Raw genomic sequence first — 11614 nt, forward strand, 5'->3', positions numbered from 1 at the left:
ACTACATGCGGAAATTTTCACCAAGGTACACCCGCCGCACGCTCTCATTATGAACGATTTCCTCGGGCCGGCCAGAAGCCAGCACCTCGCCTTCGTTGATGATGGTGGCCCGGTCGCAGATGCCCAGGGTTTCCCGCACATTGTGGTCGGTGATCAACACCCCGATGCCCCTCTCCTTGAGGAAGCGGATGATCTTCTGGATGTCCAGCACGGCAATCGGGTCCACCCCGGCAAAAGGTTCATCCAGCAGGATGAAGCGAGGTTCGGTGGCCAGGGCCCGAGCGATCTCCACCCGGCGCCGCTCGCCGCCGGAAAGGGAAATGGCGGCGCTGTCCTGGATATGGGAGATATGCAGTTCCTGCAACAGGTAGTCGAGACGCCCTTCCACCTGCTGCTCATCCAGTCCCTGCAATTCCAGCACGGCCCTGATGTTCTCGGCCACGGTGAGACGGCGGAACACCGAATTCTCCTGGGGCAGGTAGGACAATCCCAGCCGGGCCCGACGGTGAATGGGCATGTGGGTCAGAGTCTGATCCCCCAGCTGGATAGCGCCGCCATCCGAGGCCACCAGGCCCACGATCATGTAGAAGCAGGTGGTCTTGCCGGCGCCGTTGGGACCCAGCAGGCCCACCACCTCGCCGCCATTGACGTCGAAGGAGACATCCTTCACCACGGTGCGCGATTTGTATTTCTTGCGCAGATTGCTGGCGCTGAGTTTAGTCATAAGTTACCCACCCCCCGGCCCCCGCCCCCAAGGCGGGGGTGACGGGTGTTCGCCGCCATGCGGCTCGGGGCGTACTCTGCGCCACCCTTGGGGCGGCCCGGCGGGTGGTTTGAAGTGCCCTCCCCCCATCCCCCGCCCCGAGGGCGGGGGTGACGGATGCTCGCCGCCATGCGGCTCGGGGCGTACTCTGCGCCACCCTTGGGGCGGCCCGGCGGGTGACGCTCATTCTGCGGATTCCTTCAACACTTTGCGGATCAGTTCTGTGCCGAAACCCCGTGATTGCAGAAAGCGGGCCTGGCGCGCCCATTCCCTGGCATCGGCCGGGGGGGCGGCAAATTTCCGTGCCCAGATGGCCCGAGCTCGGGCCATTTCGTCGGGGAGGTCGGCCTCACGCAGGCTGGCGGCGATCAGTTCCTCATCCACGCCCTTGGTGCGCAAGGTCTGGCGCAGCCGGGCGGCGCCCAGGCGCTCACCATGACTACGCAGGTAGCTCTGGGCGAAACGGGCATCGGAGAGCAGGTTGGTGTCTTGCAGTTCGGTCAGCACAATATCCACTTCTTCGGGGCTGCCGTAGGGGGACAGCTTGCGCGCCAGCTCGGCCCGGCTGTGTTCCCGCCGGGCCAGAAGCCGGATGGCGCGAGGTTTCAGATCATTCACGCGGCGTCCGCATTAACGCCCGGTGACAGCACGCTGACCCCCAGGGCGGTACGAACCTTGTTCTCGATCTCCTGGGCCAGCTCGGGACGCTCCCGCAGGAACTCCCGGGCGTTGTCCTTGCCCTGGCCGATCTTCTCGCCGTTGTAGGCGTACCAGGCCCCGGACTTGTCCACAATCTTGTTATCCACACCCAGATCGATGATCTCGCCTTCCCGGGAAATGCCTTCCCCGTAGAGGATGTCGAAATGGGCTTCACGGAAGGGAGGCGCCACCTTGTTCTTCACCACCTTGACCCGGGTCTCGTTGCCCACCACCTCGTCGCCCTTCTTGATGGCGCCGGTGCGGCGGATATCCATGCGCACCGAGGCGTAGAACTTCAACGCGTTGCCGCCGGTGGTGGTCTCGGGATTGCCGAACATGACGCCAATCTTCATGCGGATCTGGTTGATGAAAATCACCAGGGTGTTGGTGCGCTTGATGTTGGAGGTGAGCTTGCGCAGGGCCTGGGACATCAGCCGGGCCTGAAGGCCGGGCAACTGGTCGCCCATTTCGCCCTCGATTTCCGCCTTGGGGGTCAGGGCCGCCACGGAGTCGATGACGATCAGGTCCACGCCGCCGGAACGCACCAGCATGTCGGTGATTTCCAGGCCCTGCTCGCCGGTATCGGGCTGGGAGATCAAGAGGTCGGGTACGTTGACGCCCAGCTTGGTGGCATAGGTCGGGTCCAGGGCGTTTTCGGCGTCGATATAGGCGGCCACACCGCCGGCTTTCTGGATTTCAGCCACCACCTGCAAACAGAGGGTGGTCTTGCCGGAGGACTCGGGACCATAGATTTCCACCACCCGGCCCCGGGGCAGGCCGCCGATGCCCAGGGCGATGTCCAGGCCCAGGGAACCGGTGGAGACCACTTGCAGGTCGTTCTCGATCTGACCTTCGCCCATCTTCATGATGGAGCCCTTGCCGAATTGCTTTTCGATCTGGGCCAGAGCGGCCTGCAATGCCTTTGCCTTGTTGTCGTCCATGGAACATCCTTTCGATAGTTGCGCGAATTATGGCACAGTTCTTGCCGGCCTCGACCCCTCAAGCTGTGCCAGAAGTTGCTCCAGCCCATGGGTCACCGACTGATACCGAACCGCTTCCCGATCACCGCCGAAGCAGCAGCGCTGGGTCAGGGGCGCTTCGCCCCGCCAGCACCAGGCGAAGCATACGGTGCCCACTGGCTTATCCGGTGAGCCACCGCCGGGCCCGGCGATTCCGGTAATCGCCAGTGAAATCATGGCATTGGAGTTTGCCAGGGCACCTTGGGCCATTTCCGCCACGGTTTCCAGGCTCACCGCGCCGGCTCGGGCCAGGGTGTCGGGACGCACCCCCAGTTGCCGTTCCTTGGTGTTATTGGAATAGGTGACAAAGCCCCCTTCGAACCAGTCGGAGCTGCCCGCCGTATGGGTGATCACTTGGGCCACCCAGCCGCCGGTGCAGGACTCGGCTGTGACCAAGGTGAGCCCTCCTGCCTTGAGGGCGGCACCCACTCGGGCTGACAGCTCGGCCAGGAGCGCATCCATCACAGTAGGTGGTCAGCGATATTCTTCAGGGCTGCCAGGGCCAGCAGCGTGTAGCCGGCCGCCACCAGGTCGTCCATCATCACCCCGAAACCGTTCTTCACCTGAGTATCGAACCAGCGGGCCGGCGGCGGCTTGACGATGTCGAAAAAGCGGAAGATCAGAAAGGCCATGAGCTGCCAGGCCAGGTCCGCCGGGGTGAACATCAACACCAGCCAGAAGGGCACGATCTCGTCCCAGACGATGGAGCCGTGGTCGCTGACCCCCAGATGGCGCCCGGTGATGTCGCAGACAATCACCCCCAGCACGAACATCACCGCCAGGGCTGCCAGGAACAGCAGATCCGTGGTGAACAGGGGGCGCAGCAGAGGATAGCAGGCCCAGGCGAAGGCGGTGCCGGCGGTGCCGGGGGCGAAACGGGACAGACCGCTGCCGAAACCGCAGGCGATCAGGTGGGCCGGGTCGGTGAACAAAAAACCCAGGGGAGGAGGGGGAGCTTTAGCCATGGCAAGGGTCATAATGCTGGATGTGAATGGAACTTGTGGAGTATCCCATGGGGCGTGGGTCCAGCTGGTTGCTGAAATTTCTGTTGCGGCTGGGCGCGGCGCTGTTGCTGGTCAATCTGGCAGCCTGCGTGATGCCCAGGCTGCCGGTGTCGGCACCGAGAGCCGACGATCTGCACGAGCGCCTCTCCTACACCATTCGCAAGCATGGATTCGAGCATGGCATCATGAGTCGGCGGGAAATGGACCGGGACACGGATGCCATCTATATCCCCCTGGCCCTGGACACCGTCAAGCGGCAGCACGCCAGCCTGGACGACATGATCCTGGAACTGGCCCGCATCCTGAGCCTGCCCCGGTATGAGGACCTTCCCGTACTGGTCGAACTGGGCGCCAAGGACAAAGCGGACCGGGAGTACCTGCATGCCCGCATCAGAGAGGCCATGGCCGGTCTGAGCAATGTGCAGGTGCGGGCCAATCCGGAGACCTTCAACGACATCACCATCACCGTGACTCATCCGCGGCTCCAGCAGCAATGACCCCCAAGGCGCTCCCCGCCTCCCTCTCCCCGCTGAAATGATCGTAGCCCCGGCGCCCCGGCGCCAGGGACTGACCCCGGGCATCAAGCAGGACAAGACTGCCGGCGCCTGCCCCACCGATTTCCCCGATCCGGATGAGACCAATCCCCATGGCGGACCCCGCCGCCTCGATGGACTCCCGTTTCGTCGGCGGCGCGGTGAATAGCAGCTCGTAATCGTCCCCGCCCGCCAGTAGACAGTCCCGGGCCAGCTGGGCATCTGCGCAGGCCGCCAGGGCGGCACCGGGCATACACGCCAGATGCAGGGTGGCGGAAACCCCCGACTGTTCCAGGATGTGACCCAGGTCCGCCAGCAGGCCGTCGGAAATATCGATGGCGGCGCTGGCCAGACCCCGCAGGGCCAGCCCCAGGGCGACCCGGGGCTGGGGCCGGTGCAGGGCAGCCAGACAGTCAGCCTCGTAGGCCGGCGCCAGACGGGCGCGTCCCTGCAGGCAGGCCAGGCCCAGGGACGCCCGCCCCGGCTGGCCCGAGACCCAGACATCGTCGCCGGGCCGGGCACCGGAACGGCGCAGGGCCTGGCCGGCGGGCACTTCGCCGCAGAGGGTGACACAAAGATTGAGAGGGCCCCGGGTGGTGTCGCCGCCGATCAGGTCGATGCCGAAGGTGTCCGCGCAGTCGAACAAGCCCCGGGCAAAAGCCGCCAGCCAGGCCTCGTCGACCTCGGGCAGGGCCAGGGCCAGCAACGCCCAACGCGGCTGCGCGCCCATCGCGGCCAGATCGGAGACATTCACCGCCAGGGTCTTCCAGCCCAGGGCCTCGGGATCGGTATCGGGCAGGAAATGGGTGCCTGCCACCAGCATGTCGGTGGAAATGGCCAGTTCCATGCCCGGGGCCGGCCGCAGCAGGGCCCCATCGTCGCCGACGCCCAGAATGGTGTGATGGACGGGGCGCCGGAAAAAGCGGTCGATCAGCGCGAATTCGGAAGGCATGGCTTAACGTGAAAGTCGCCTTAGTGACTCACAAAGCGCTCCTCCCCCTTCACGGGGGAGGGGTTGAGGGAGAGGGCAACGGGCCTTGGCACTTTTCATTTTCCGGGGTGGTCGCGATCCATGCCCGTTAGCCAGCCCCCGTCTGGAGGCTTCAGCGATTGCGTTTGGCTTCCTGGGGACGGGCCAGGGGCGCCAGCTTGTCCAGCACCCCATTGACGAACTTGTGGCCGTCGGTGCCACCGAAGGTCTTGGCCAGCTCGATGGCCTCGTTGATGATCACCCGGTAGGGTGTCTCGGGATGATGCAGCAGCTCGCAGGCCGCCAGCAGCAGGATGCCCCGCTCGATGGGGGAAATCTCGTTCCAGGGCCGCGCGATATGGGGCTCCAGGGCTTCCCGCAGGGCCGGCGCCTGATGGATCGCGCCTTCCAGCAGAGCCAGGTAAAGGACGCCATCAGCCTTGTCGAACCCGGGAACGGCTTCGGCCTGAACCTGGATCGAGGCCAGATCCTGACCGCCCACCTGCCACTGGTAAAGCCCCTGAACCACGAACTCCCGGGCACGGCGACGCGGATTTGCAGACCCACCCCCCGCCCCCCGCCCCGAGGGCGGGGGTGACTTTGGTTCGGCCGCTGGCGCGGCCTCCGGACGGGAGGCTGGCTCCGCCTTGGGACGGCCCGGCGGCGGCGCCTCGTTCCCGCTCCCCGTGCTGGACGGGGAAGCAGCGATTTCGCGGGCCTCCTCCTGTCCGCCTTTGTTGACGGGGTCCAAGGGCGCCGCGCTCACTTGACGGCTTTCAGCAGATGAAACATCTCCAGGGCCGCCTCGGCGGCCTCCTTGCCCTTTTGCACCATGCGCACCAGGGCCTGGTCATCGTTCTCGGTGGTCAGCACCGCATTGGCGATGGGCATGCCGGTGGCCAGTTGCACCTCGGTGATGCCCCGGGCCGATTCGTTGGAAACGATCTCGAAATGATAGGTCTCGCCCCGGATCACACAGCCCAGGGCCACCAGGGCATGGTACTTGCCGCTCTGGGCCATGGTCTTCAGCACCAGGGGAATTTCCAGGGCGCCGGGCACGGTGACCAGGGTGATGCACTCGGCGGCCACGCCGCGGCGGATCAGCTCGTCGCAGCAACCGGAGAGCAGGCCGTCGCCGATGTCCTCGTTGAAGCGGCTCAGCACCAGGCCGACGGACAGGCCGGTGCCGGACAGATCGGGTTCGATTTCACGGATGTCGTTGCGACGGGGCATGGTTCAGTCTTTCGGAAAAGCGTCTTCGGGCAGCAGATGGCCCACCACATGGAGGTCGAAGCCCTCCATGCTGGGAATGCGCTGGGGACGGGCCATCAGGCGGATATTGCGGGCACCGAGATCCCGCAGGATCTGGGCGCCGATGCCGTTGGTGCGGGGGTCCCACTTGAATTTGGGCGGCGGGTCGCCGGCATCGCGCTGGAGCGCGGGCACCAGTTTTTCCTGCACATCCTTGCGACTCAGCAGCACGATCACCCCCTTGCCCCGGCGCACGATGACCTCCATGGCCTGGTCGATGCTGTAGGACTGGAAACGGGGCGTGCTCTCCAGCCAGTCCAGCACCGAGCCGGGCGCATGGACCCGCACCAGGGTTTCCTCTTCAGCGTTGATGTCGCCGTAGGTCAGGGCCAGGTGGGTCTCGCCACTGGTCTTTTCCACGTAGGCCAGCGCCCGGAAGGTGCCATGGCGGGTATGGATCACGTTCTCCGCCACCCGCTCCACCAGTTTCTCGTTCTCGCTGCGGTAGTGGATCAGGTCGCGGATGGTGCCGATCTTGAGACCGTGCTGGGGAGCGAATTCCAGCAGGTCCGGCAGCCGCGCCATGGTGCCGTCATCCTTGAGGATTTCGCAGATCACGGCAGCCGGCTCCAGGCCCGCCAGGGCGGCGAAGTCGCAGCCGGCCTCGGTATGGCCGGCCCGCACCAGGACGCCGCCGTTGCGCGCCATCAGCGGAAAGATGTGGCCAGGCTGGACCAGATCGGCAGGCTTGGCATTGCGCTTGACGGCGGCCTGCACCGTCAGAGCCCGGTCGTAGGCGGAAATGCCGGTGGTGACGCCTTCGGCCGCCTCGATCGACATGGTGAAGGCGGTGCCGTGGGGGGTCCGGTTGTCGGAGACCATCAGAGGCAGATCGAGCTGCTCGCAACGGGCCTGGGTCAGGGTCAGGCAGATCAGGCCACGGCCGAACTTGGCCATGAAATTGACGGCCTCGGGCGTCACGTGCTCGGCGGCCATCACCAGGTCGCCCTCGTTCTCCCGGTCTTCTTCGTCGACGAGGATCACCATCTTTCCGGCACGGATGTCGGCAATGATTTCCTCGGTGGAGCTGATGCTCATGGTGGGGGTCTTTGCTAGGGGAAGGGGCGCATTTTACGCTGGAAAGGCTAGGGCCTGTTCTCATTCAGGCGACGGTCGCGACTGAATGAGAACAGGCCCTATGAACCCTTCCCGGTCGTTTTCAGACGACGGGCGGATAGAAATTCTCGCCCCGACCGGCCTTCTCCTTGAGCCAGGCCGAGGGTGCGAAATGGACACCATGCCGCGCCGCCAGACGCTCGCAGGCTTCGACAAAATTGGCAATGCCCAGGGTGTCGATCAGGGACAGGGTGCCGCCGGTATAGGAAGGGAAACCCCAGCCCAGCAGGGAACCCAGGTCCCCGTCGGGCATGTGCGTCACCACGCCGTCCTCGACACAGCGGGCGGCCTCCAGGGCCTGGGCGTAAAGCAGGCGCTGTTTTATCTCCTCAACCCCGGGCTGCTCGGCTGCTGGGGGGTAAAGGGCGGCCAGTCCCGGCCAGAGCCGCTTGGCACCACCCTCGGGGTAATCGTAGAAGCCGGTGCCGGACTTGCGCCCCACCCGGCGTCCCTGCCGCACCATCTGGTCCAGAGTGGCCACGGCACGACTACGGCCGGCCTCCAGGGTATCCACCTGGCGAGCGATCTTCAGGCCCAGGTCCAGGCCCACTTCATCAGCCAGGGCCAGGGGCCCCACCGGCATGCCGGCCTGGCGTGCCGCATCCTCGATCAGCGCAGGCGCCACGCCCTCGGTCAGCAGGTCCAGCCCCTCGTTGATGTAGGCATTGACCACCCGGGTGCTGTAGAAGCCGGGGCCGTCATTGACCAGGATCGGTGTCTTCTTCAACTGGCCTGCCAGATCGAAGGTTCGAGCCAGAGTTTCCGGCCGGGTCTCCTGCCCGGCGATGATCTCCACCAGGACCATCCGCTCCACCGGCGAGAAGAAATGCATGCCCACGAACTGGCCGGGCCGCAGCGACGTTCGGGCCAGACCGCCGATCGGCAGGGCCGAGGTGTTGCTGGCGAAGACTGCCGTGGCGGGCAGGGCAGCCTCGGCCCGGGCGATCACCTGGGCCTTGATTGCAGCATCCTCGAACACCGCCTCGATGGCGAAGTCGCAGTCCGCCAGCAGGGCGTAATCCGCGGTGGGGGTGATCCGGGCCAGCAGGGCATCGGCCTTGTCCTGGGCCAGCCGGCCCTTGGCCACATCCTGAGCGAGACGGACGGAGATGGCCGCCTTGGCACGTTCGGCCAAGTCCCCACTGCTGTCCAACAACACCACGGGAATCCCGGCTTGGGCGGCGGCGAAGGCGATGCCGCCACCCATGGTGCCGGCCCCCAACACCGCCAGCTTCTGCGCCGGCGCCTTGTCGATGCCCTTGGGGCGGCGCGCCAGCTTGTCGGCCAGACCCCGGTTGATGAAGGTGGTGCGAATCAGGTTGCGGGCTACGGGCCCGGCCAGCAACTGGCCGAAATAGCGGGCTTCCACTTCCAGTCCATCGTCGATGGGCAGGGGCACGCCCTCCGCCACGCAGCCCAGAATGGCCAGGGGCGCCGGATAGTTGCCATGGGTCTCGCGCAGGGTGCTGGCCCGGGTCTCGGCGATGAAGACGCTGGCCGGCTCCACCCGGAAACCCGGCTTGTCCCAGGGCTGGCGCGGGTCGGGCTGGCTATCGATCCAGCGCCGGGCGACGGCCACTTCCTCGCCGGGAGTCGCCAGCTCATGGACGATGCCCAGCTTCAAGGCCTCCGCCGGCTTCACGTGGCGACCCGAGAGCATCATCGGCAGGGCATTCTCAACGCCGATCAGGCGGGGCAGACGCTGGGTGCCGCCGGCACCGGGCAAGAGGCCAATGCCGCATTCCGGCAGGCCCACCACGGCCTTGGGATTGTCGCTCAGCACCCGATAGTGGCCGGCCAGGCACAGCTCCAGGCCACCCCCCAGGGCCAGGCCGTTCATGGCGATGGCCACCGGCTTGCCACAGGTCTCCAAGGAACGAAACAGGCGCTGGAACTGCCGGCTGCGCTCGGCGCCCTGGGCCTGGGTGGTCTTGCGCTCGTAGGCTTCGACGAATTCCTTCAGGTCGGCACCGGCAATGAAGCCATTGGCCTTGCCGGAGACGATGATCAGGCCACGGATTCCGGCATCGGCGCGGACCCGGGCCACGGCTTCGGCCAGCTCCGCCTCCACCTCGGGCATCAGCACATTCATCGGCCGATCGGCCACGTCGATGGTGAGCAGGGCAACGCCCTGGGCATCGGTGTCGAGTTTGAGGTGTCGCATGGTGGTGATTCCGTTGGAAAAGCGTCGTTCGGAGAAGGGCGGAAGGATACCAGAGCCCTCCCGCCGGCCCCTCCGCCCCGGAACGATATCGGACTTGTGAGGTCCTATATTGCAAGCGAGGTGGCGAGCATGTTGCGAATGCGAAAACTGACTGACTACAGCACGGTGATCATGGCCTATCTGGCACAGTCGCCTCTTGGTGTGCATAGCGTGGCCGAGATGGCGGCGGCGGTGGGCGTGGCGGCCCCCACTACCAGCAAGATTCTGAAGACCCTGGCGCGGCAGAATCTGGTCTTGTCCTCCCGGGGCATCCATGGCGGCTACCGCCTGTCGCGGCCGCCGGAGCAGATTTCCATCGCCCAGGTGATCGACGCCATGGAAGGTCCCTTCGGCATGACCGAGTGCAGCATCGAGGCCGGCTTGTGCGCCCAGGAGGCCGCCTGCCCCCAACGGGAAAACTGGCAGCGCCTGAACCAGGTGCTGCGCCGGGCACTGGATCAGGTAAGCCTGGCCGACATGACCGGGCCGTCCGCCCATCCGGTGCCGGCGAACACTCGGGAGCCCAGGCCATGACCACCCATCTCGACCAACTCCTCAATCAGGACTACCCCCAGGGCTTCACCACCCTGCTGGAGAGCGACACCGTCGCCCGGGGACTCAACGAGGACGTGATCCGCCTCATTTCCGCCAAGAAGCGGGAACCGGAATTCATGCTGGCCTGGCGCCTCCAGGCCTACCGCCACTGGCTGACCCTGACCGAGCCGCGCTGGTCCACGGTGGAGCATCCGCCCATCGACTATCAGGACATTTCCTACTATGCGGCGCCCCGCTCCCAGACCGACGGGCCCCGCAGCCTGGCCGACGTGGACCCGGAACTGCTGCGCACCTACGAGAAACTCGGAGTGCCGTTGCAAGAGCGCGAGCTGCTGGCCGGCGTGGCGGTGGACGCGGTGTTCGACAGCGTCTCGGTGGCCACCACCTACAAGGAAAAACTGGCCGGACTGGGCATCATCTTCTGCTCCTTCTCAGAGGCGGTGCAGGAGCATCCCGAACTGGTGCGGCAATACCTGGGCTCGGTGGTGCCCTACACCGACAACTACTTCGCCACCCTCAACTCGGCGGTGTTCTCCGACGGCTCCTTCTGCTACATCCCGCCTGGCGTGCGCTGCCCGATGGAGCTGTCCACCTACTTCCGCATCAACGCCAGGAACACCGGCCAGTTCGAGCGCACCTTGATCATCGCCGACCGGGGCGCCTACGTCAGTTACCTGGAAGGCTGCACCGCGCCGATGCGGGACGAGAACCAGCTGCACGCGGCGGTGGTGGAACTGATCGCATTGGAAGACGCCCAGATCCGCTACGCCACGGTGCAGAACTGGTATCCCGGCGACAAGGACGGGCGCGGCGGCATCTACAACTTCGTCACCAAGCGCGGCGACTGCCGGGGCGCCAATTCCCGGATCTCCTGGACCCAGGTGGAGACCGGCTCGGCCATCACCTGGAAATATCCCAGCGTGATTCTCCAGGGGGACAACAGCGTGGGCGAGTTCCGCTCCGTGGCCCTGACCAACCATTACCAGCAGGCCGACACCGGCACCAAGATGATCCACCTGGGCCGCAACACGAAGAGCACCATCATCTCCAAGGGCATCTCGGCCGGCCATGGCCGCAATGCCTACCGGGGTCTGGTGCGGGTGGCCCGAAGTGCCGTCGGCGCGCGCAACTACACCCAGTGCGATTCCCTGCTGCTGGGAGACCGCTCGGCCGCCCACACCTTCCCCTATATCGAGGTGAAGAATCCCACGGCCCAGGTGGAGCACGAGGCCAGCACTTCCCGCATCGGCGAGGACCAGTTGTTCTATTGCCAAAGCCGGGGCATCGGTGCGGAGGAGGCGGTGGCGATGATCGTCAATGGCTTTTGCAAGGACGTGTTCCGGGCGCTGCCCATGGAATTCGCCGTGGAAGCCCAGAAGCTCTTGGGCGTCAGCCTGGAAGGCGCAATCGGTTAGAGGAAAGCACTGATTTATGGAAACAC

At 65.6% G+C, this 11614-nt stretch carries 13 protein-coding genes; 3 read left to right on the top strand and 10 right to left on the bottom strand.

Annotated features, from left to right (window positions below; translation table 11 throughout):
- Window position 1: 1 nt before the first annotated feature.
- The 5 genes from lptB to DENOEST_RS18100 all read right to left on the bottom strand — a co-directional run bounded on the left by lptB (window position 2) and on the right by DENOEST_RS18100 (window position 3446).
- Window positions 2–724, bottom strand: a complete 723-nt coding sequence (gene lptB, locus DENOEST_RS18080; protein ID WP_145770418.1) for an LPS export ABC transporter ATP-binding protein — start codon at window positions 722–724, stop codon at window positions 2–4.
- Window positions 725–946: 222 nt separating this feature from the next.
- Window positions 947–1381 (bottom strand): recombination regulator RecX, encoded by a 435-nt coding sequence (recX, locus tag DENOEST_RS18085; RefSeq protein ID WP_145770417.1) that lies wholly within the window; start codon window positions 1379–1381, stop codon window positions 947–949.
- A complete protein-coding gene (recA, locus tag DENOEST_RS18090; RefSeq protein WP_145770416.1) occupies window positions 1378–2403 on the bottom strand; it encodes a recombinase RecA in 1026 nt (341 codons plus the stop codon). Before recA ends, recX begins: the two co-directional genes overlap by 4 nt.
- Before the next feature lie 27 nt (window positions 2404–2430).
- A complete protein-coding gene (locus DENOEST_RS18095; protein ID WP_145770415.1) occupies window positions 2431–2943 on the bottom strand; it encodes a CinA family protein in 513 nt (170 codons plus the stop codon).
- Window positions 2943–3446: a phosphatidylglycerophosphatase A family protein gene (locus DENOEST_RS18100; protein WP_183148284.1), complete on the bottom strand. Its 504-nt coding sequence runs from the start codon at window positions 3444–3446 to the stop codon at window positions 2943–2945. The genes DENOEST_RS18095 and DENOEST_RS18100 overlap by 1 nt, the downstream gene beginning before the upstream one ends.
- Window positions 3447–3493: 47 nt before the next feature.
- Here DENOEST_RS18100 and DENOEST_RS18105 point away from each other — a divergent pair, with 47 nt between their 5' ends.
- Window positions 3494–3982 (top strand): hypothetical protein, encoded by a 489-nt coding sequence (locus tag DENOEST_RS18105; protein WP_145770414.1) that lies wholly within the window; start codon window positions 3494–3496, stop codon window positions 3980–3982.
- Here DENOEST_RS18105 and thiL read toward each other — a convergent pair.
- The 5 genes from thiL to DENOEST_RS18130 form a co-directional block, all read right to left on the bottom strand.
- On the bottom strand, window positions 3948–4970 hold the full coding sequence (thiL, locus tag DENOEST_RS18110; RefSeq protein WP_145770413.1) for a thiamine-phosphate kinase: 1023 nt from the start codon (window positions 4968–4970) through the stop codon (window positions 3948–3950). The two genes, DENOEST_RS18105 and thiL, sit on opposite strands and share 35 nt — an antisense overlap.
- Before the next feature lie 151 nt (window positions 4971–5121).
- The gene (gene nusB / locus DENOEST_RS18115; RefSeq protein WP_332068238.1) at window positions 5122–5754 is read right to left on the bottom strand and encodes a transcription antitermination factor NusB; all 633 of its coding nucleotides are present in this window, start codon (window positions 5752–5754) and stop codon (window positions 5122–5124) included.
- Entirely contained in the window at window positions 5751–6221 is a 471-nt protein-coding gene (gene ribH, locus DENOEST_RS18120; protein WP_145770412.1) for a 6,7-dimethyl-8-ribityllumazine synthase, read from the bottom strand. Before ribH ends, nusB begins: the two co-directional genes overlap by 4 nt.
- Window positions 6222–6224: 3 nt before the next feature.
- A complete protein-coding gene (gene ribBA, locus DENOEST_RS18125) occupies window positions 6225–7337 on the bottom strand; it encodes a bifunctional 3,4-dihydroxy-2-butanone-4-phosphate synthase/GTP cyclohydrolase II (protein ID WP_145770411.1) in 1113 nt (370 codons plus the stop codon).
- Window positions 7338–7458: 121 nt separating this feature from the next.
- Window positions 7459–9579 carry a 3-hydroxyacyl-CoA dehydrogenase NAD-binding domain-containing protein gene (locus tag DENOEST_RS18130; RefSeq protein WP_145770410.1) on the bottom strand — a complete coding sequence of 707 codons (2121 nt, stop codon included), beginning with the start codon at window positions 9577–9579 and terminating at the stop codon, window positions 7459–7461.
- Between the two features lie 138 nt (window positions 9580–9717).
- Between DENOEST_RS18130 and DENOEST_RS18135 the strand changes: the two genes are divergently transcribed.
- On the top strand, window positions 9718–10152 hold the full coding sequence (locus DENOEST_RS18135; RefSeq protein ID WP_232096536.1) for an SUF system Fe-S cluster assembly regulator: 435 nt from the start codon (window positions 9718–9720) through the stop codon (window positions 10150–10152).
- Window positions 10149–11588: a Fe-S cluster assembly protein SufB gene (gene sufB, locus DENOEST_RS18140; protein ID WP_145770408.1), complete on the top strand. Its 1440-nt coding sequence runs from the start codon at window positions 10149–10151 to the stop codon at window positions 11586–11588. Before DENOEST_RS18135 ends, sufB begins: the two co-directional genes overlap by 4 nt.
- Window positions 11589–11614 lie beyond the last annotated feature (26 nt).

The organism is Denitratisoma oestradiolicum (assembly GCF_902813185.1).
In the GTDB taxonomy this organism is placed as follows: domain Bacteria; phylum Pseudomonadota; class Gammaproteobacteria; order Burkholderiales; family Rhodocyclaceae; genus Denitratisoma; species Denitratisoma oestradiolicum.